The sequence below is a fragment of the Sphingomonas leidyi genome (assembly GCF_011761945.1).
In the GTDB taxonomy this organism is placed as follows: Bacteria; Pseudomonadota; Alphaproteobacteria; order Sphingomonadales; family Sphingomonadaceae; genus Sphingomonas; species Sphingomonas leidyi.
This window is the reverse complement of record NZ_JAASQV010000001.1, coordinates 712,814-731,948: the sequence shown is the minus strand read 5'-3', so window position 1 is coordinate 731,948 and position 19,135 is coordinate 712,814. Positions and strand designations below refer to the sequence as shown.

Annotated in this window: 18 protein-coding genes; 13 read left to right on the top strand and 5 right to left on the bottom strand. The window is 66.4% G+C overall.

Going from position 1 to position 19,135, the window contains the following annotated elements:
• Window positions 1-5 precede the first annotated feature (5 nt).
• The 3 genes from FHR20_RS03645 to FHR20_RS03635 all read left to right on the top strand — a co-directional run bounded on the left by FHR20_RS03645 (window position 6) and on the right by FHR20_RS03635 (window position 3,043).
• Window positions 6-800, top strand: a complete 795-nt coding sequence (locus tag FHR20_RS03645; RefSeq protein WP_167298259.1) for a MipA/OmpV family protein — start codon at window positions 6-8, stop codon at window positions 798-800.
• A gap of 26 nt (window positions 801-826) precedes the next feature.
• The gene (locus tag FHR20_RS03640; RefSeq protein WP_208413386.1) at window positions 827-1,528 is read left to right on the top strand and encodes a DUF4336 domain-containing protein; all 702 of its coding nucleotides are present in this window, start codon (window positions 827-829) and stop codon (window positions 1,526-1,528) included.
• Window positions 1,529-1,612: 84 nt separating this feature from the next.
• Entirely contained in the window at window positions 1,613-3,043 is a 1,431-nt protein-coding gene (locus FHR20_RS03635) for a glycosyl hydrolase family 28-related protein (protein WP_208413385.1), read from the top strand.
• A gap of 36 nt (window positions 3,044-3,079) precedes the next feature.
• Here the strand turns inward: FHR20_RS03635 and serB are convergent, their stop codons facing one another.
• A complete protein-coding gene (gene serB / locus FHR20_RS03630; protein ID WP_167298257.1) occupies window positions 3,080-3,958 on the bottom strand; it encodes a phosphoserine phosphatase SerB in 879 nt (292 codons plus the stop codon).
• Between serB and miaA the strand changes: the two genes are divergently transcribed.
• From miaA to FHR20_RS03600, 6 genes are all read left to right on the top strand, one after another.
• Window positions 3,951-4,880 (top strand): tRNA (adenosine(37)-N6)-dimethylallyltransferase MiaA, encoded by a 930-nt coding sequence (miaA, locus tag FHR20_RS03625; protein WP_167298256.1) that lies wholly within the window; start codon window positions 3,951-3,953, stop codon window positions 4,878-4,880. The genes serB and miaA overlap by 8 nt on opposite strands.
• 80 nt (window positions 4,881-4,960) lie before the next feature.
• Window positions 4,961-6,709 (top strand): acetolactate synthase 3 large subunit, encoded by a 1,749-nt coding sequence (locus FHR20_RS03620; protein ID WP_167298255.1) that lies wholly within the window; start codon window positions 4,961-4,963, stop codon window positions 6,707-6,709.
• A 4-nt stretch (window positions 6,710-6,713) separates the two neighbouring features.
• Window positions 6,714-7,229, top strand: coding sequence for an acetolactate synthase small subunit (ilvN, locus tag FHR20_RS03615; protein WP_086128979.1), 516 nt, complete (start codon window positions 6,714-6,716; stop codon window positions 7,227-7,229).
• Window positions 7,230-7,344: 115 nt separating this feature from the next.
• A complete protein-coding gene (gene ilvC / locus FHR20_RS03610; protein ID WP_167298254.1) occupies window positions 7,345-8,364 on the top strand; it encodes a ketol-acid reductoisomerase in 1,020 nt (339 codons plus the stop codon).
• Between the two features lie 138 nt (window positions 8,365-8,502).
• On the top strand, window positions 8,503-9,105 hold the full coding sequence (locus tag FHR20_RS03605) for a TMEM175 family protein (protein ID WP_167298253.1): 603 nt from the start codon (window positions 8,503-8,505) through the stop codon (window positions 9,103-9,105).
• A gap of 114 nt (window positions 9,106-9,219) precedes the next feature.
• The gene (locus FHR20_RS03600) at window positions 9,220-10,014 is read left to right on the top strand and encodes a hypothetical protein (protein WP_167298252.1); all 795 of its coding nucleotides are present in this window, start codon (window positions 9,220-9,222) and stop codon (window positions 10,012-10,014) included.
• 96 nt (window positions 10,015-10,110) lie between these two features.
• On the opposite strand, the gene FHR20_RS03595 is transcribed toward FHR20_RS03600, so the two are convergent.
• Window positions 10,111-12,789, bottom strand: a complete 2,679-nt coding sequence (locus tag FHR20_RS03595; RefSeq protein WP_167298251.1) for a TonB-dependent receptor domain-containing protein — start codon at window positions 12,787-12,789, stop codon at window positions 10,111-10,113.
• Window positions 12,790-13,019: 230 nt separating this feature from the next.
• On the opposite strand from FHR20_RS03595, the gene folE reads away from it, so the two are divergent.
• The 4 genes from folE to FHR20_RS03575 all read left to right on the top strand — a co-directional run bounded on the left by folE (window position 13,020) and on the right by FHR20_RS03575 (window position 16,455).
• Window positions 13,020-13,640 (top strand): GTP cyclohydrolase I FolE, encoded by a 621-nt coding sequence (gene folE, locus FHR20_RS03590; RefSeq protein ID WP_167298250.1) that lies wholly within the window; start codon window positions 13,020-13,022, stop codon window positions 13,638-13,640.
• Window positions 13,640-14,404 carry an SDR family oxidoreductase gene (locus FHR20_RS03585; protein WP_167298249.1) on the top strand — a complete coding sequence of 255 codons (765 nt, stop codon included), beginning with the start codon at window positions 13,640-13,642 and terminating at the stop codon, window positions 14,402-14,404. Before folE ends, FHR20_RS03585 begins: the two co-directional genes overlap by 1 nt.
• The gene (locus tag FHR20_RS03580) at window positions 14,397-14,747 is read left to right on the top strand and encodes a dihydroneopterin aldolase (protein WP_167298248.1); all 351 of its coding nucleotides are present in this window, start codon (window positions 14,397-14,399) and stop codon (window positions 14,745-14,747) included. The genes FHR20_RS03585 and FHR20_RS03580 overlap by 8 nt, the downstream gene beginning before the upstream one ends.
• 121 nt (window positions 14,748-14,868) lie before the next feature.
• Window positions 14,869-16,455, top strand: coding sequence for a hypothetical protein (locus FHR20_RS03575; RefSeq protein ID WP_167298247.1), 1,587 nt, complete (start codon window positions 14,869-14,871; stop codon window positions 16,453-16,455).
• On the opposite strand, the gene FHR20_RS03570 is transcribed toward FHR20_RS03575, so the two are convergent.
• The 3 genes from FHR20_RS03570 to leuA form a co-directional block, all read right to left on the bottom strand.
• Window positions 16,452-17,009, bottom strand: a complete 558-nt coding sequence (locus FHR20_RS03570) for a hypothetical protein (RefSeq protein WP_167298246.1) — start codon at window positions 17,007-17,009, stop codon at window positions 16,452-16,454. The two genes, FHR20_RS03575 and FHR20_RS03570, sit on opposite strands and share 4 nt — an antisense overlap.
• Complete coding sequence (locus tag FHR20_RS03565; protein WP_167298245.1) at window positions 17,009-17,350, bottom strand: hypothetical protein; 342 nt, start codon at window positions 17,348-17,350, stop codon at window positions 17,009-17,011. Before FHR20_RS03565 ends, FHR20_RS03570 begins: the two co-directional genes overlap by 1 nt.
• A 118-nt stretch (window positions 17,351-17,468) precedes the next feature.
• On the bottom strand, window positions 17,469-19,127 hold the full coding sequence (leuA, locus tag FHR20_RS03560; RefSeq protein ID WP_167298244.1) for a 2-isopropylmalate synthase: 1,659 nt from the start codon (window positions 19,125-19,127) through the stop codon (window positions 17,469-17,471).
• Between the last annotated feature and the right edge of the window lie 8 nt (window positions 19,128-19,135).

Genomic DNA, 19,135 nt, shown 5'->3' with positions numbered 1-19,135 from the left:
CGAGCATGATGATCCGTTTCCTCGCGCTCGCGCCCCTGCTCGCCATCGCCCTGCCCGCGCATGCGCAGGATGACGAGCCCAAGCCGCCGCGCCGTTACCGCGTCTCGCTCGGCCCCCAGCTCACCCCCAATTATCCCGGGGCGGACAAGCTGCAGCTCACCCCGATGGTCGACGTTGCCATCGCGCGCGGCGACGCGCCCTTTCCCTTCGTCGCAGCGGACGACAGCTTCGGCTTCGCTGCATTCGAGGGCGGCGGGTTCGAGATCGGCCCCGCCGCCAATTTCCAAGGCTCGCGGCGCCGCAGCGAAGCCGGCGCCCCGGTCGACGAGGTCGGCACCACGATCGAGCTGGGCGGCTATGCGCAATATTGGCTCGCCAAGTCGCTGCGCCTCCACACCGAGCTGCGCAAGGGGATCAACGGCCATAAGGGCCTGATCGGCGGCGTCGGGCTCGACTATGTCGCGCGCGACGGCGACAAATGGCTGGTCTCGATCGGGCCGCGCATCACGCTGTCCGATGCGAAATATCGCCGCGCCTATTTCGAAGTCACACCCGCCGTCGCCGCCCGCACCGGCCTGCCGGTCTATCGGGCCGATGGCAGCGCGGTGCAGGCGCTCGGCATCAGCTCGACCGCGACCTGGCAATTCTCGCGCCGCTGGGGCCTGTACAGCTATGCCCGCTATGATCGCCTGGTGGGCGACGGCGCCGACTCGCCCCTTTCGCGCGGGCCGATCGGCAGCCGCGACCAGCTTTCCGGCGGCCTGGGCCTCAGCTTCACCTTCGGCAAGGGCGTGCGCTGAGCCATTCAAACCGGAAGGGACCCGTGGTGACGGAAGGCACGCTGCATCCCTTTGGCGAGGATATCTGGCTGGCGGACGGCCCGGTCGTGGCGGTCGCCGGCTTTCGCTACCCGACGCGGATGGCGGTGATGCGGCTGCCGGGCGGCGCACTCTTCCTCTGGTCGCCGATCGGACTTTCCGATGGCCTGCGCGGCGCAGTCGCGGCGCTGGGCGAGGTCCGCCATCTCGTCGCGCCCAACACGCTGCACGATCGCTTCCTGGGCGAATGGCAGCATGCCTTTCCGCAAGCGACTCTGCACGCCCCGCCCGGCCTGGCCGCCCGACACCCCGATCTGCGCTTCGGCCGCGACCTGGCGGACAGCCCCGGCTTCGCCTGGGACGGCCAGATCGACCAGGTCGAGATCCCGGGCAACCGGATCGCGACCGAGCTGGCCTTCTTCCACCGCCCAAGCCGCACGCTGCTGTTCACCGACCTGATCCAGCACCTCCCCCCGAGCTGGTTCACCGGCTGGCGCGCGATCGTCGCCCGGCTCGACGGGATGACTGCGCCCGAGCCGCGGGTCCCGCGCAAGTTTCGCTACGCCTTTTCCGATCGCCCCGCCGCCCGGGCCGCGATGCGGCGCGTATTGGCGTGGCCGGCGGAACGGCTGGTGATCGCGCACGGACCCCCGATCGCGCATGACGCGCATGCAGTGGTCGCGCGCGCCTTTCGCTGGCTGGGGGTCTAGCCGACCAGCGCTTGCAATGTAGGAAATCCACATGTTCTTGCTTTGTTCGACGACATGACCCGTCGAGCAACGAGGACCAGATTCATGACAGTCAATGTGAAGGATGCCCCCTATTCCGCCATGGGCGACGGGGTGACCGACGACACTGCCGCGATCCAGGCGGCGCTGAACGATCACCACCGGATCTTCATTCCCGCCGGCATCTATCGGATCGATCCATCGGTCGGCCTGGTGCTGCGGACGGGCAGTCAGATCGTCGGCGAGGGCCGCGGCGCCACCATCCTGCAGGCCTTGCCCGGCGGCGGCTCCATCGCCCAGCTCGCCGGCTATGGCGGCGGCTCGATCATCCGCCGGTCCTTCAACCCGAACAGCACGAACGCCTATGTCACCGATGTGGTGCTGCGCGACTTCGGCGTCGTCCTGACCCATCCGGACAACGGCATCACCACCACGCAGATCCAGATCGGCATCGATCTGCGCAACATCACCCGCTCGATCGTCGAGCGCGTGCATGTCGGCAATCTCGCGCCCGAAAACGGTGTTCTGACCAAGCCCAAGACGCCCAATTACGCATATGACGTCCAGGGTTACGGCATGGTGATCGGCAATATCAGCAGCGGCGTCACGCTGCCCGGGCCGGACAAGCTGAAGCCCTATGCCGGCGGGGAAGTGAACACGATCCGCAACTGCGCGGTCTGGGGGGCGTACAAGCTCATCACGCAGGATGATGGCGATCTCTGCCCGCTCTCCGCGGCGCATGCGACGACCATCGACACTTGCGACCTTCAGGCGGGCCACCACATCCTCGTCCAGGAGAGCCCCTATGCCACCGGCAATGCATGGCGCGGCAACACCCTGCAGGCCGTAGTCAAGCAGGCCGGCAACGCCAATTCCAGCTTCCTGCTCCGCGTCGAGGGCTACAACAATCAACTGGCCGATGGCTATATCGAGGGCCAGGACTGGACGGGCAACGTGCCCCAGCTCGACTATCTCCTCTATCTCGGCACCAGCTCGCACAACAACCGGATCGCGCTTCCCTATTTCGCCTATGCGTCGCTCGCCGCGCAGATGGTGGACAATGGGCGGAGGAACATCATGACCGGATACGAAGCCGAACCGCAGTTCACCGACCATGACGATGATCCGGCCACGCCGCCGGTGGAAACGTCCAAGGCTTCGTTCGGCCCGGCCTTCACGCTCTATGACGGCGCACATGCCGAGCCCTGGGTGAAGTTCCATTGGGACGGCACCCAGGTGGTGATCGACGGCGGCCAGGGCGCCTCGGTGATCCGCGTCGGCGTGGGCGACTATCTGGTCAACTGGGACAAGCCGTTCCGCAGCGACGACTATGCGCTTTCGGCATCGCTCAACACCAATAGCTCCGGCCATCCGGGCTCGATCACGCTCGGCAGCCAGACCGAAGCGAATGCGCGCTTCTATACCTATATCGATGCCGGCGGCCCGCTCGCCCAGGCCGATCCGCAGTTCCTGTACGTATCGGCCAAGAACGGCTGATCCTGCCCGGCTCCCGTGCCTTCTGGCGCGGGAGCCTCAGCCTCGAACCCAATCCTTCGCCGCGATCCCCTGGGTATAGAGCAGCGCGGTCAGGTCGCCATGGTCGATCCGCACCCCCGCCGCCGCCGCGACGATCGGCTTGGCGTGATAGGCCACGCCCAGCCCGGCCTCGCGGATCATCGCCAGGTCGTTGGCGCCGTCGCCCACCGCCAGCGTCTCCGCCGCGGCCAGCCCCAACTCGCCGCGCACCGCCACCAGCGTCTCCAGCTTGGTGTTGCTGTCGACGATCGGCCGCTCGACCGTGCCGTCCAGCGCGCCGTCCGCGATCCCCAGCCGATTGGCGATCACCCGGTGAAAGCCGATCTCCGCCCCCACCGGCTCGGCGAAACGCGTGAACCCGCCCGAGACCAGCACGCAAGTCGCGCCGCGTGCGCGCATCGTCCGCACCAGCGCCTTCGCGCCCGGCATCAGCTTCACCCGCTCCGCCAGGCATTGCTCGATCGCCCCTTCGGACAGCCCCATCAGCAGCGCCACCCGCGCATCGAGCGCCGCGCCGAAATCCAGCTCGCCGCGCATCGCCCGCTCGGTCACTTCGGCGATCTGCGGCTTGATCCCGGCATAGTCGGCCAGCTCGTCGATACACTCCACGGTGATCATCGTCGAATCCATGTCGGCGACCAGCAGCTTCTTCTCCCGCCCGGCAATCGGCTGCACCGCCACGTCGCAAGCGGGGAACGCGCCTTCCAGCGCGGCGCGCGCGGCATCGGGATGCATGGCGAATTCGAGGTCCGCCGCGCGCCCCTCGTCGATCCAGCGCGACGCCCCCGGGGCGCAGCCCACCGCCGCCAGCCGGTCACCCGCCTCGGAAAGCTGCCCCGCGGTCAAACCCTCTGCTATAAGCGTCGCAATGAACATCGGATCCCCTGACCTGCCTTTGGTGGCGCTCATCGCAGGGCCGACCGCGAGCGGCAAGTCCGCGCTCGCGCTGGCGCTGGCCGAGAAGCATCGCGGCATCGTGATCAACGCGGATTCGATGCAGGTCTATGCGGATCTGCGCGTGCTCACCGCCCGCCCCACCGCCGAGGAGGAGAAGCGCGCGCCGCACCGCCTGTTCGGCCATGTCGATGGCGCCGATGCCTATTCCGCCGCGCGCTGGGCGGCCGAGGCGCGCGGCGCGATCGCGGAGGCGCATGCGGCGGGCCGCCTCCCCATCCTGGTCGGCGGCACCGGCATGTATCTGCGCACCCTGATCGAAGGGATCGCGCCGGTGCCCGAGATCGATCCGGAAGTCCGCGCCGCGGTCCGCGCCATGGCCGTCGCCGATGCGCATGCCGAGCTGTCGCGGCTCGACCCCGAGACCGCCGCACGGCTCAAGCCCGCCGATACCGCCCGCGTGTCGCGCGCGCTCGAAGTCGTCCGCTCCACCGGCAAGTCGCTCGGCGCATGGCAGGCGCAGCGTCACGGCGGCATCGGCGGCGAGGTGCGCATCGCCGCGCTGATCCTGCTGCCCGACAAGACCTGGCTTGCCGACCGGATCGACCGCCGCTTCCGCCACATGGTCCAGGTGGCGCAGCGAGAGGTCGAGGCGCTGCTCGCCCGCACCGACGTGCCGGACGACGCACCGGTGCTGCGCGCGATCGGGGTGCGCGAGATCGGCCTGGCGCTCCAGGGCGAGAGCAACATGGACGAGGCGCATTTCGCCGGCTCGCTCGCCACCCGCCAGTACGCCAAGCGCCAGTACACCTGGTTCCGCCGCCAGCCCCCACCCGAATGGGAACGCACGGGAGAGACACAAACGAACAGACTCGTTGAGCGATTCGAAACAAAATTGCTATAATGCGGCTTGACGCGTAGTTTTCGTGCAGGTAGCAGCGCCCTTCGGCGGTGCGTTTTGCACTGCAACCAACGGAGGCCGATGTGACCGAGAAGAGTGGAGCAGACATCCTGATCGAGACGCTGTGCGATCTCGGTGTGGAAGTCGTGTTCGGCTATCCCGGCGGCGCGGTGCTTCCGATCTACGATGCCATCTTCAAGCAGGATCGCATCAAACATATTCTTGTCCGCCACGAACAGGCGGCGACCCATGCGGCCGAGGGCTATGCCCGCGCCACCGGCAAGCCGGGGGTCGTCCTCGTCACTTCGGGCCCGGGCGCGACCAACGCCGTCACCGGCATCACCGATGCGCTGATGGATTCGATCCCGATGGTCGTCATCACCGGCCAGGTCCCGACGGGCCTGATCGGCACCGATGCCTTCCAGGAAGCGGACACAGTCGGCATCACGCGCCACTGCTCGAAGCATAATTATCTGGTGAAGGACCCCGCCCGGCTCGAGCCGACGATCCGCGAGGCCTTCTACATCGCCACTTCGGGCCGCCCGGGCCCGGTGGTGATCGACATCCCCAAGGACGTCCAGGTCGCGACTGCGCGGCGCGGCGAGAACGCCCCGATCTCGCACAAGACCTATCGCCCGCAGGTCGAGCCCGATGCGGCGGCGATCGAGAGGGCGGTCGACATGCTGGCTGCGGCCGAGCGCCCGATCTTCTACACCGGCGGCGGGATCATCAATTCGGGCCCCGAAGCCGCGCGCCTGCTGCGCCAGCTCGCGGAGATCACCGGCGCGCCGGTCACCTCGACGCTGATGGGCCTCGGCGCCTTCCCCGCCTCGGATGAGAAGTGGCTGGGAATGCTGGGAATGCACGGCACCTACGAAGCCAATATGGCGATGAACAAGGCCGATCTGATCATCGCCCTGGGTGCCCGTTTCGACGACCGCGTCACCGGCCGCCTCGATGCCTTTTCGCCGAACAGCGCGAAGATCCATGTCGATATCGACCGGTCGAGCATCAACAAGAACGTCCGCGTCGACCTGCCCATCGTGGCGGACGTCGGCCGGGCGATCCAGGCGATGATCGATGCGTATCAACGCCGGAAGCACCCCCGTCCGGACCTGTCCGAATGGTGGAACCGCATCCTGGGCTGGCGCCAGACCCACTGCCTGGATTTCCAGGAGGCCGATCCGAAGGTCATCATGCCGCAACGTGCCATCCGGGCGTTGTGGGAAGCCACGAAGGACAGGGCGCCGATCGTCACCACCGAAGTCGGCCAGCACCAGATGTGGGCCGCCCAGCATTTCGACTTCGAGGACCCCAACAAATGGCTGACTTCGGGCGGCCTGGGGACGATGGGCTATGGCCTGCCGGCCGCGATCGGCGCCCAGTTGGGCCATCCGGACGCGCTGGTGATCGACATCGCCGGCGAAGCCTCGATCCAGATGAACATCCAGGAGCTGGCGACGGCGACCCAGTATCGCCTGCCGGTCAAGATCTTCATCCTGAACAACGAATATATGGGCATGGTCCGCCAGTGGCAGCAGCTGACCTATCAGTCGCGCTATTCGGAGAGCTACAGCGACGCGCTGCCCGATTTCGTGAAGCTCGCGGAGGCTTATGGCTGGAAGGGCGTCCGCATCGAGACGCGCGACCAGCTCGATGCCGGCATCGCCGAGATGCTCGCGCATGACGGGCCGGTGCTGGTGGATTGCAGGGTGGCCAAGCTCGCCAACTGCTTCCCGATGATCCCGTCGGGCGCCGCCCATACCGAAATGCTGCTCCAATCGGCCGAAGTCTCGGGCGAAATGGACGACGAAGCCAAGGCGCTGGTCTGATCCCATGCACATCAAGGAAGAAGCAGTCGAGCGGCACACGCTCGCCGTCATCGTCGACAACGAGCCGGGGATCCTCGCCCGGATCGCCGGCCTGTTCACGGCACGGGGCTACAACATCTCCTCGCTCACCGTGTCGGAAATCAGCGACGACGACCTGATCAGCCGGATCACCATCGTCACCGAGGCCTCGGCCCCGGTGATGGAGCAGATCATCGCCCAGCTCGAGCGGCTGGTGCCGGTGCACAAGGTGACCGACCTCACCGCTTTCGGCCCGCATGTCGAGCGCGAGCTGGCGCTGGTGAAGGTGGCAGGCACCGGCGAGCACCGGATCGAGGCGCTGCGCCTGGCCGAGGTGTACCGCGCCCGGGTGGTCGACGCGACCACGTCGAGCTTCGTCTTCGAAGTGACGGGCGGCTCCGAGAAGCTGGACAAGTTCGTCGAGCTGATGCGCGACCTCGGCCTGGTCGAGGTGGCGCGCACCGGCATCGTCGCGATCGCGAGAGGGGCCGAGGCGGCCTGAGGTTTTCATTCCGTCACCCCGCGCAGGCGGGGGCCAGAGTCACGAGCGGTTCTGCCTGTTGCCCTGGATCCCGGCCTTCGCCGGGGATGACGATCACAAAGGGAAGAGAAGAGAAATGCGTGTCTATTACGATCGCGACGCCGATCTGAACCTGATCTCCGGCAAGAAGATCGCCATCCTCGGCTATGGCTCGCAGGGCCATGCCCATGCGCAGAACCTGCGTGACAGCGGCGTGAAGGAAGTTGCCATCGCGCTCCGCCCCGGCTCGGCTTCGGCCGCCAAGGCGGAGGGCGCCGGCTTCAAGGTGCTGCCGAACAAGGAAGCGGCCGAATGGGCCGACATCCTGATGATCCTCGCGCCCGACGAGCATCAGGCCGCGATCTGGGAGAACGACATCAAGGGCAATCTGCGCCCCGGCGCCGCCCTCGCCTTCGCGCACGGCCTCAACATCCATTTCGGCCTGATCGAGGCGCCGGCGGACATCGACGTGATCATGATCGCGCCCAAGGGGCCGGGCCACACCGTGCGATCGGAATATGTCCGCGGCGGCGGCGTGCCCTGCCTGATCGCGATCCACCAGGACGCCTCGGGCAACGCGCACGACCTGGCGCTCGCCTATGCCTCGGGCGTGGGCGGCGGCCGCTCGGGCATCATCGAGACCAATTTCCGCGAGGAATGCGAGACCGACCTGTTCGGCGAGCAGGCGGTGCTCTGCGGCGGTGCCACCGCGCTGGTCCAGGCCGGCTTCGAGACGCTGGTCGAGGCCGGCTATGCGCCGGAAATGGCCTATTTCGAGTGCCTCCACGAGCTCAAGCTGATCGTCGACCTGATGTATGAGGGCGGCATCGCCAACATGCGCTACTCGATCTCGAACACCGCCGAATATGGCGACATCAAGACCGGCCCGCGCATCATCACCGAAGAGACCAAGAAGGAGATGAAGCGGGTGCTGGCCGACATCCAGTCGGGCCGCTTCGTCAAGGACTTCGTGCTCGACAACCGCGCCGGCCAGCCCGAGCTCAAGGCCAGCCGCATCGCCGCCAAGCGCCACCCGATCGAGCAGGTCGGCAGCGAGCTGCGGGCGATGATGCCGTGGATCGGCGCCAACAAGCTGGTCGACAAGGAAAAGAACTAAGGCAATCTTGGTCCCTTCCCGTCCGCGGGGAGGGCAAGGATCCGGAGGGCATGACGGGCCGCATGGTGCGCGGGCCGGGATTGCCTTCCCCCAACCCTCTCCCGCATGCGGGAGAGGGTTTTTTCATGAGGGCACAGCATGAGCGATACCGACGAGGGCCGTGGCGGCGTGAACCGGGTGGAGGCGTTCTCCGACGGCGTGATCGCGATCATCATCACGATCATGGTGCTCGAGATGAAGGCGCCGGAGGAACATGGCCTGGAACGTCTCTGGGCATTGTGGCCGGTCTTCACCGCCTATGTGCTCAGCTATGCCTATGTCGCGATCTACTGGGTGAACCACCACCGCATGTTCGCCCATGCCACCCGAATCACCAACGATCTGCTCTGGGCCAATATCGCCCTGCTCTTCACGCTCTCGCTGGTGCCCTTCGCCACCGCCTATCTGGGCGAGCAGCATTTCACGCACGACGCGGCGCTCGTCTATATGTGCGTGATGATGCTGCCGAGCTTTGCCTATGTCTGGCTCCAGGCGGTGATCCGCCGCACGGGCCGGCAGGACGAGGCGGCGCAGGCCTATCACCACCGCACCTTGCGCAAGGGCGCGGTGGCCTCCGCCATCTATGCGAGCGGCATTGCCCTCACTTTCGCCTCTCCCTGGGCGGGGCTCGCCTGCGCGGCGCTGGTGGCGGTGCTGTGGTTCCTGCCGAAGAGCCCGATCGACGCGCTGTTCGGGGAGTGAGGGGCCCAAGGAACGCCGGGTAGCGCATCTTCGAGGCGGGTAGGCGATCCCGATGCAAGGCTTCACCCGCACCCGCGCTTCCGGCTAGGGGTCTCGACTTATTTCGGGGGATTCATGACGGAACAAGCACGCCGACGCCGCGCCGCGCCTCCAGCGAAGCGGCTGGACGATATCGAAGCGGGATCCGCCCTCGACACCGCGCCCGCAAGGCCCGAAGGCATTCGGCTGGGCAAGCGGCTGACCGAGTATTTCTCCGTCGTGACAGCCGCTTCCTTCGCGCTGTCGATCCTCGCGAACCAGGCGGTCTTCGATCGCTGGGGCTTGAACTTCCTCCAGCTCGCGACATTCGCCGATGTCGCGATGTCGGGCCTGTCGCTTCTGTTCTTCACCATTCCCCTCGCCATCGCGTTCCTTGCGGCATGGTTCGTGGGCGGCTTCCAGGGGCGGCTGCGCTGGCTGTGGCGCATCGCGCTCGGCCTGGCCGGCTTCGTGTTCGTCCTCGGCATCTGGGGTCTGTCGCGGGCTCAGGCGGACCAGGGCGCGGCAGCGGCGGCTTCGACGGGCGGCGTCGTGATCGTGGGCTTGCTCAGCCAGGCCGCGCTGCGCGTTCGACGGAACCGGACTGCGCGCGCGGGAATCACCGCCGCGGCAACGCTCGCGCTCGCAGCGTTCACGCTCTTCCAGACCATCGCCTATACCGTGCAGAAATACCAGGTCGGCGGCTATTCCGGGACGGTTCCGCTCTATCGCATGCCCGCCATGCCGGATTGCGTCGGACGCGTTCTCTGGACCGGCGAACGGGCCGTGGTGCTCGATTGCGATCGCAAGGGCGATCCGCAGGACATTCGGGTGATCTTCGGACAGGAGAGCGGCGCGTACAGCCCGGTCAGGCCGCACGCTACCCATTGAAGGGGCATGCGGCTTCGAGGCGCCCACCCGGTGCCGCATACGAAAGGGGCGCCCCGGTCTCCCGGAGCGCCCCCATCCCTGGCCGAAGCCTGACTTCTAGAAGCCGAAGCGCAGCCGCGCGCCATAGAAGCGCGGATAGCCCGGATAGCCGTTATAGTTGCCGGTCTGCTCCGGCACCGCAAAGCCCGAAATGAAGTAGAAGGTGTTGGTCAGGTTCTCGACGAACACCTCGCCGCGGATCTTCCCGTCGTTCGACTGCAGGCCGATCGAACCGTTGATCAACCCATAGCCTTCGTTGCGGATCGCCGTGTGGCCGGTCACCGGATCGGGGTTGCTCGAGGGGATGTCGACTTCGCTGTTGTAGCGCGCATCCATATGGATCAGGCCCTTGAGCCCGCTCGTGATCTGCGGCTCCCAGGTCACCGAACCGGTCACCGTGTGCTTCGGCTGGTTCTGGAACTGGCGGCCCTCCTGGCCCTGCAGCGGCGTGCCGGTGAAGTTGTTCGACTTGGAATATTGGGCGTCGATATAGCTGTAGCCCAGCTGGAAGGTCAGGTTCTTGGACGGCCGGATCGTCGATTCGATCTCCACACCCTTCGAAACGCTCTTGGGCACGTTCTGGACGACGAAATTGTTGCCCGAGAACACCAGCGACTGCAGGTTGTAGAAGTTCATGTAGAAGGCAGCGATGTTCAGCGAGAAAGCACGGTTCGGGCTGAACTTGGTGCCGATCTCGAATGCGTCGTTGGTCTCCGCGCCGAAGCGCAGGTCGCGGCCCTGCGGGCCGTTGCCGCCGAGCAGCACCGAGTCGAAGGTCGCCTGGTCGAGGTTATAGCCGCCCGACTTGTAGCCGTGATCATAGCTTCCATAGATCAGCAGCTTGTTCGAAAGCTTGTAGGCGAGCTTCACGGTGCCGGTGATCTTGTCGTCGGTGAAGCTGTCGGCGTAGTTGCCGTTGAACTCGGTGTTGATCGCCGGGTTGCAGCTCAGCAGGTACAGGTTGTTGAAGATACCGAGCTGCTTGAGCAGGTTGGCATAGGCGGTCGCCGCGGGATTGCCCGCGCGCACTTGGTTGAAGAAGGTGCAGCTGCCGGTGTTGTTGTTGATCGACGCGTTCATCGCCTTGCGCTCATGGTTCCAGCGCGCGCCGAGGGTCAGCGAGAAATTGTCGCTGATATTGATGATGTTGTGCGTGAACAGCGCGAAGGCATCGGTCTTCACGCCGAACTGGTCGTTGTTGTTGCCCTGACCGGCAACGGCGCCCGGCAGCGGCGACGCGGCCAGCGCGGCAAGGCCCGGGATCGGCGTGGAGGGGAAGCCCGGAATCACGCAGAGGCTCCCCGGCGCCGTGCCGGCCTGGGCGCGGAAGCAGCCCACCAGCGGCGCGAGCGTGGCGCCATAGACTGCCTGGAGCGCCGGCAGCGAATTGGGCACCGCCGGATTGAGGAACACGGCGCCCGGCGTCGGTACCGCCGGGCCGAGCGAGCCGTAGAACTGCACCTTGCCGCCGAAGGACGGGCCGGCAAGCGCATTGAACACCGAATCGACGTACAGATTGGCGTCGTTGCCGACGCGCACCGTGTCGGTCAGGTCGTTCTGCTCGTGCAGGTAGAAGCCGCCGACGAGCCAGTCGAGCACGCCGCCGAACGCCGAGCCCTGGAGGCGGACTTCCTGGGTGAAGTCCTTCAGCCGGGTCTTGTAGCCATCGCGATAGGCGCGATCGATGCCCGAGAAGTCGATGTCCTGGCTGCGGAGTGCGCGCCAGTCGCGATAGGCGGTGATCGAAGTCAGCTTGGCGCCGCCCAGATCCCAGTTGAGCTCGCCCGAAAGGCCCCAGTCCTTCACCTTCTCGCCATAGTTGCGATTGGGCGAAGCGGCCTGGATGCGGTCGCTGGGCTGGCCGGTATAGATGCCGACCCGGCCCTGCGACGCCGCGATCCCGTTGATCACCTGGGCAAGGCCGCCACGCACCACCGAGACGGTGGCGCAGCAGACTTCGTCGGTCTGGTAATAATCGGCGATCAGACGGAAGGTCACGTCGCCCTTGTCGAGCAGCGCCTGGCCGCGCAGCGCCCAGCGATCGATGTCGTTGAAACGGCGGTCGCTATTGGCGTCCTTGATATAGCCGTCGCGCTTCCGGTAGCTGCCGTCGAGGCGCAGGGCGAGGCCCTCGCTCACCGGGCCCGTGATCGCGCCCTTGACGCCATAGGCATTGTAGTTGCCGTAGGTGCCCTCGACATAGCCATGGGTCTCGAACTGCGGCAGCGCAGTGTAGATGCTGAGCGCGCCGGCCGAGGTGTTGCGGCCGAACAGCGTGCCCTGCGGGCCGCGCAGCACTTCGACGCGCTCCAGCTCGGGCAGCTCGGAGATGGCCACGCCGGCACGGGCGCGGAACACGCCGTCGATGAACACGCCGACCGCCGGCTCGAAGCCCGGATTGTCGCCGCCCGTGGTGATGCCGCGCAGATAGATGGTGGTGCCGGTGGCCGAGGACTGGCCGGTCGAGCTCTGGATCGACGGCGCGAGCTGCTCGAGGTCGCGGATATTGTCGACGCCGGCATTCTGCAGCTCCGCGGCGCCGATGGCGGTGATCGCGATCGGCACGTCCTGCACGGTCTCGTTGCGGCGGGTGGCCGTGACGACGATCTCGTTGGCGGAGGTGTATTCCTGGCTGTCGTCCGCGGCGGGTGCGGTCGTCGTCTTCTGCTGGGCAAAGGCGGGCGTCGCGAGGAACAGCGTGAGCGCAGTCGCCGCGAGCAGGTCGAGCTTCTTCATCGGGTGCATCCCCCTCCTTGGGCGCCGGCCGGCTCCTACCGGTCACGGCGTTGCTTTTATCGCCAGCGAAACTAACGCTGCATTTTTCAGCCCGTCAACGGGGATAAGGGCCGGAACTCCGCAGTTTCCCGCCGTTTTTCTCGATGAGATACAGTTGAGCCACACTCGGTTTCTGCAAGAACCGCAGATGCCGTAGCGTAAAGACCGAAAGTCGCGAGGAAGAGAAGAAAATGGTGCATGATCACGAGGGGCCCGAAGATGGCGACATCGTTGCGCCGTCGGCCAAAATTCCGGTCCCCGCCGAAGTCTCGGACGCGATCCGCACGCTGATCCGCTGGGCCGGCGACGATCCCGGGCGCGAGGGGCTGCTCGACACGCCGCAGCGCGTCGCCCGCGCCTGGAAGGAATATTGCCAGGGCTATGACGAGGACCCCGCGCATCACCTGGGCCGCGTGTTCGAGGAAGTGGGCGGCTATGACGATATCGTCCTGCTGAACGGCATTCCGTTCCAGTCGCATTGCGAACATCACATGGCGCCGATCACCGGCAAGGCGTCGATCGCCTATCTGCCCAAGGACCGGGTCGTCGGCATTTCCAAGCTGGCGCGCGTGCTCCACGGCTTCGCCAGCCGGCTCCAGGTGCAGGAACGGCTCACCGCGCAGGTGGCGGACTGCATCTGGGACAAGCTGCGGCCCCAGGGCGTCGCCGTCGTGATCGAGGCGACGCATGGCTGCATGACCGCGCGCGGCGTGCGCACGCCTGGCGTCGGCATGGTCACCAGCCGGATGATGGGCGTGTTCCGCGACGACGAGCGCAGCCGCCAGGAAGTGCTCAAGCTGATGGGCTATTGATGCGGATATTGGTCACCGGCGGGGCAAGACGGATCGGCGCGGCGATCGCCCGCCGGCTGGCGCTGCGCGGCCATGCCGTGGCGATCCACCATCACCATGCCCCCGGCGAGGCCGCGGCGCTGCGCGCGCAGATCGAAGCCGAGGGCGGCACCGCCTGCGTAGTGAGCGGCGAACTGGCCGAGGCGGAGACCGCCCCCGCATTGATCGCGGCGGCGCGGAACGGGCTGGGCGGTGCGGTGGAGGGGCTGGTCAACAACGCCTCCCAATTCGCCTGGGACGCCCTGCCCCTCACCGATTTCGCGCTGCTCGACCGGCACATGCGCGTCAATTGCGGCGCTCCCGTCGCGCTCGCCTCGGCGCTGGCGGCGCAGGACGATCTCGATGAGGGCGCCGTGGTCAACCTGCTCGACCAGAAGCTCGCCAACCTCAATCCCGATTTCCTGACCTACACGCTCAGCAAGGCAGCGCTCGCCACTGCGACCGAACTGCTCGCCCGCGGCCTCGCGCCGCGCATCCGGGTGAACGCGGTCTCGCCGGGCCTCACGCTCCCCAGCCTCGACCAGACTGCCGAGGAATTCGCCGGGCATGCCCGCCAGAACCTGCTCCAGCGCCCCGTCGCGCTGGCCGACATCGCCGCCACGGTCGAGCATCTGCTCACCGCCCGGAGCATCACCGGCCAGAATGTCTTCGTCGATTGCGGCCAGCGCTTCCTGCAGCGCGACGGCGACGTGATGTTCGAGGGGCGGGAGCGCCCGCATGGCTGAGTATGCCATCCTGCTCGACGGGCTCGAAGTGGCGATGGGCCTGGGCATCCATCCCGAGGAACGGGCCGCCCCCCAGCGCGTGACGCTGCACGTCGCGATGACCTGCCGCTATCCCGCGCCGCCGGAGGACCGGATCGACGCGGTGGTGGATTACGACTTCCTGCGAACCGGCATCCGCAAGCTTGTGGAATCGCGGCATTTCGAGCTGCAGGAGACGCTTTGCGAGCAGGTCGCAGCCCTGGCGCTGAAGGATCCGCGGGTGATCCGCGTCACTGTCCGCTCGATGAAGCTCGACATCTATCCCGATGCGCGCATCGGCTGCGAGATCGTCCGGACACGCTAGCCCCCCGCGGATAGCCTCGTTCTGGACCCAATTTCCGGAACCTCTCCGTTTCGCGATCCCGTGCGCTTTGATAGTCTCCATTGCGCTGGCCGTCACCGGCGGTCCGCAAGGGGGAATCGCAATGCTATCCTGGTGCAAGCTGGCTTTGCCGCCGATCGCGGCCGCCCTGTCGCTCCTGTCGGCAAGCCCCGCGCATGCAGCAGGCAATCCGCAGCTCGAACTCTGCAACCAGTTGCCCCAGCATCTGGGCGAGCAGGAAAAATGGCGACTGAAACAGGCGCTGACCGAGAGCTTCCCCGTCCGCTATTTCGATACGCTTTCCAGGGTCCGGATCGAAGAGACGGTCAATGAATATCTGCTGGGACCGCAGGCAGGCGCCCCGATGGGCGGACAGGGAGCGCCCAAGATCATCGTCCCGGCGGCCTTCCTTCCCCGGCAGTGCCGAATGCTGCTCCTTCAGGCCTATCACCTGTCCGGCAACACGCGTGGCGAAGAGAAGGTAAAACCCGCCGCCCAGGCCTGTATCCGCCGTGGCGGAGGATGGGCCAGCTGCCTCGATGCAGCGGTGACCGCCCATCTCGCACAGGCCAGCCCAGTGCCCTGGGAACCGAGCGATGCCGATGGATTGACGATCGAACAGTTCCTCGCCAACGCGCCCTGGCTGAGCGTACAGTTCCTCATGGCGCACGAAGCAGCCCATCTCGTGCTGCCGAAGCAGGGCGAGAGCGCCGAGCTGGAAGCCGATCTGCTCGGGCTCCAATCGATGATCAGCAACGGCACCTTGCCGATCGGCCTGTTGTCGGGCTTCGCCACCACTTCCCTGATCGACGAGGTGGTATCGGCCGATCTTCATGGATCGAGCGCCTGCCGCGCCCTGCGCTCGCAGCAACTCACCAAGCGCCTGCTGCCCAAGGTGCTGCTATTGTCCGTGGCGCTGATCAAGCCGGAGAAGTTCCGGGCCGCGCAGGCCAATTCCGATCTCAGCGACTCCACCAGCCTGCTGATGGCTCCCGCCGGGCAGTGCACGACCTATTCGCCCGGGCGCTTCGATGCGATGGAGCGGGACCTGGATGCCCTGCTGGTGATATCCAAGCGATCCGTCGAGGCAGTCAATGCCGGCACCCCCTACGACCTCGCCGCGGCGCTGGATGCATTCTCCCCGGGCACGCCCGACGGGATGAAATGGAAGACCGTCATGCTGTTCATGAGCGCGATGCGCGGATCGATGACCGGCTCCTTCGATTTGGCAGGCGGGCGCCAGTATCTTGCGAAGATGGAACCCCTGTTCGGCAAGGTCGACCTGACCAGCCTCGCGCCCAACAACTATGCGGCTCTCGCTTTCTTGCGCGCGATGTCCCGGTACATGAGCCAGCCCGCCGGAACGAGCGCGGTGGCCAATGCCCGCGAACTGGTGGCCCGCTTCAACGTCGCGCAGCGATATCTGCCCCTGGACGGGCCTGTCCTGGAAATGGCCAGGGTTGGCGTCGCCAACAAGGATCTGGCCGCCATGGGAGTGGTGATGGCGGCGCTCAGCTTCTCGCTGGCCCGGATCATCGCGGAGGGATGCGGCGACCCCGAGAGGATGATGAAGCCCTTCGTGGCCATCAATCCCGCCATGGTCGGTGCCGATCGCGCCGCTGCCTGTGTCGAGCTCCGCAATTCCTCGATCGCGTCGCAAGTGAAGGAGTTCGGCTGGACCGCGAATTAATTCGGGCCGCATTTCCCGGCATAGGCCACCAGCGCCGCGCCATAGCTGTCGCCCAGGCTCTGTCGCAGCTCGGGCAGGCCGACCAGATAAACATGGCAGGCAAAGGCGTGGATATCGTTCTTGAACCAGAGTTCGACCATCTGCGCATCGCAGAGATTGTTGGCCGCGCAACTCGCGATGTCGGCATAATAGTCGGTCAGCTTCTGCAGATCCGCGCGAATCTCCGGTGGGATGTCCTGGGCCGGATAGGGCTTGCCGGCGATGCGTGCGATATACGCCTTGTCGTAAATGCCCCGCGCGTCGGTGAAGTATTTGTTCACGCGCTGCTGCGGACCCCGCAGGGCTTCGTCATATTTCATCGCCAGCAGCGACGCGGTCATTTCCTGGCGCCGCATATGCTCGGCATCGCTTCGCCCCGCGAAATAGATCCAGACCATCACGGCGACCGTCACCACCACGGCGATGTCGGCACCGATCCGGATCCAGTCGATCACCGGCGCCCAGCCTCGCCGTGCAGGCGGGGCATGCATCGCGCCGGTCGCCGGAGTCGTCATCAGCGGCGCCCCCCACAGGGCGAGAGATAGAGCGCAACCTTACCTGGCCGCGAGAAGTCAGCGATCCCCATATTCGGCCTGCTCGCCTGCCGGAGGCACTTCAGCTCGGGAACGGTCAAGGGCAGGATGCGCTCGCCCGGCGGCACGGGATAGGAACCCTGCACCAGCGAGGGCGGGCAGGTGGTGAGGTCGATCACCACCTTTCCGGAGGCCAGGCGCACCTCGTCCAGATGCCGCATCAGGCACCGATAGGCGCGGCGCTCGAGCAGCACCGGCTGGGCACGGCGCTGAACAACCGGCTCGCCGTCGCCCATCAGGGCAACAATCAACGTCAGGATCATGCATCCCCCCTGCGATCGCTGCCCGCATCCTAGGTCCGCCGCGCGATTCGGGACAATCGCAAACCGTTGCCGATTCGGAACGAATCCCGGCGCCGCAAGGTGCCGCTGCCGGGCGCGCTCAGGCTCGGTTCGCCGCGCTGAGCACCGCGCGCACCGAAGCCGTCGCGATGTCGGCATCGATGCCTACGCCGAACACCGTGCGCCCCTCGGCGGTACGGCATTCGACATAGGCGGCCGCCTGCGCATCGGCACCATGGCCGATCGCATGCTCGCTATAGTCGACGACGTCGAGCGCCGGCCCGGTCGTGCCCGCCAGCGCGTCGATCACGCCCGAGATCAGGCCGTTGCCGCGGCCGGAGATCGAGCGCGCTTCCCCGTCCACCGCGATCCGGCCGACGAACACGCGCTGCCCGGCGGCGCCGGTCTCCTCGTAATCGACCAGCGCGAAGCGATCCCCGGCGCCCGGCAGATAGGTCTGCTCGAAGCGGCCCCAGATGTCGGCGGCATTGAGCTCGCGGCTGGTCTCGTCGGCCAGCGCCTGGACGTGACGCGAGAAATCGGCCTGCATCCGCTTGGGGAGCTTCAGCCCCTTGTCCTGCTCGAGCACCCAGGCGACGCCACCCTTGCCCGATTGCGAATTGACCCGGATCACCGCCTCGTAATCGCGCCCCAGATCCTTGGGATCGATCGGCAGATAGGGCACGTCCCAGATCTCGTCGTTGCGCGCTTCCTGTGCGGCGAAACCCTTTTTGATCGCGTCCTGATGGCTACCGGAGAATGCCGTGAACACCAGGTCGCCCGCATAAGGATGCCGCGGATGGACGGGGATCTGATTGCAGTATTCGACTGTCTGGATCACCTCGTCGATGTTCGAGAAATCCAGCCCCGGATCAACGCCTTGCGTGTACATGTTGAGCGCCAGCGTGACGATGTCGACATTGCCGGTGCGCTCGCCGTTTCCGAACAGGCAGCCCTCGACACGGTCCGCGCCCGCCAGCAGCCCCAGTTCGGACGCGGCGACGCCGGTGCCGCGATCATTGTGGGTGTGGAGGCTGATCACCACCGTCTCGCGGCTTCGGATGTTTCGGCAGAACCACTCGATCTGGTCGGCATATATGTTGGGCGTCGCCGCCTCGACCGTGGCCGGCAGGTTGAGGATCAGCGGGCGCTCGGTGGTCGGGCGCAGGATGTCCATCACCGCCTCGCAGACCTCGACCGAGAAATCGAGCTCGGCGGTCGAGAAGGTCTCCGGGCTATACTCGAAATGCCAGTCGGTATCGGGCTGCTTGGCGGCCTCGTCGCGCAGCACCTTGGCGCCGGCGATCGCGATGCCCTTGATCTCCTCGCGGCTCATGCCGAACACGATGCGGCGCCATGCCGGCGAGACGGCATTGTAGAGATGAACGATCGCCTGTTTCGCGCCCTTCAGGCTCTGGAAGCTGGTCTCGATCAGGTCCTGGCGCGACTGGGTGAGCACCTGGACGATCACGTCGTCGGGGATCCTGTCCTGCCGGACCAGGCTCGAGATGAAATCGAACTCGGTGGCACCCGCGCTCGGAAAGCCGACTTCGATCTCCTTCACGCCCACCTTGCAGAGCAGCTCGAAGAAGCGGGTCTTCTTCTCGGCATCCATCGGGTCGATCAGCGCCTGGTTGCCGTCGCGCATGTCGGTCGACAGCCAGCGGGGCGCCTTGGTGATGGTGCGGCTCGGCCATTGGCGGCCGGGCAGGTTTACCTGGGGGAACGGACGATATTTGATACTCGGATCGCGCAGCATGACAGCTC

Bases quoted from the DNA above. Each gene is read 5' to 3' on its own strand.
- FHR20_RS03645 (WP_167298259.1), top strand. From the start codon at position 6: ATGATGATCCGTTTCCTCGCGCTCGCGCCCCTGCTCGCCATCGCCCTG.
- FHR20_RS03635 (WP_208413385.1), top strand. From the start codon at position 1,613: ATGACAGTCAATGTGAAGGATGCCCCCTATTCCGCCATGGGCGACGGG.
- miaA (WP_167298256.1), top strand. From the start codon at position 3,951: ATGAACATCGGATCCCCTGACCTGCCTTTGGTGGCGCTCATCGCAGGG.
- serB (WP_167298257.1), bottom strand. From the start codon at position 3,958: ATGTTCATTGCGACGCTTATAGCAGAGGGTTTGACCGCGGGGCAGCTT.
- ilvN (WP_086128979.1), top strand. From the start codon at position 6,714: ATGCACATCAAGGAAGAAGCAGTCGAGCGGCACACGCTCGCCGTCATC.
- ilvC (WP_167298254.1), top strand. From the start codon at position 7,345: ATGCGTGTCTATTACGATCGCGACGCCGATCTGAACCTGATCTCCGGC.
- FHR20_RS03605 (WP_167298253.1), top strand. From the start codon at position 8,503: ATGAGCGATACCGACGAGGGCCGTGGCGGCGTGAACCGGGTGGAGGCG.
- FHR20_RS03600 (WP_167298252.1), top strand. From the start codon at position 9,220: ATGACGGAACAAGCACGCCGACGCCGCGCCGCGCCTCCAGCGAAGCGG.
- FHR20_RS03595 (WP_167298251.1), bottom strand. From the start codon at position 12,789: ATGAAGAAGCTCGACCTGCTCGCGGCGACTGCGCTCACGCTGTTCCTC.
- folE (WP_167298250.1), top strand. From the start codon at position 13,020: ATGGTGCATGATCACGAGGGGCCCGAAGATGGCGACATCGTTGCGCCG.
- FHR20_RS03585 (WP_167298249.1), top strand. From the start codon at position 13,640: ATGCGGATATTGGTCACCGGCGGGGCAAGACGGATCGGCGCGGCGATC.
- FHR20_RS03580 (WP_167298248.1), top strand. From the start codon at position 14,397: ATGGCTGAGTATGCCATCCTGCTCGACGGGCTCGAAGTGGCGATGGGC.
- FHR20_RS03575 (WP_167298247.1), top strand. From the start codon at position 14,869: ATGCTATCCTGGTGCAAGCTGGCTTTGCCGCCGATCGCGGCCGCCCTG.
- FHR20_RS03570 (WP_167298246.1), bottom strand. From the start codon at position 17,009: ATGACGACTCCGGCGACCGGCGCGATGCATGCCCCGCCTGCACGGCGA.
- FHR20_RS03565 (WP_167298245.1), bottom strand. From the start codon at position 17,350: ATGATCCTGACGTTGATTGTTGCCCTGATGGGCGACGGCGAGCCGGTT.
- leuA (WP_167298244.1), bottom strand. From the start codon at position 19,127: ATGCTGCGCGATCCGAGTATCAAATATCGTCCGTTCCCCCAGGTAAAC.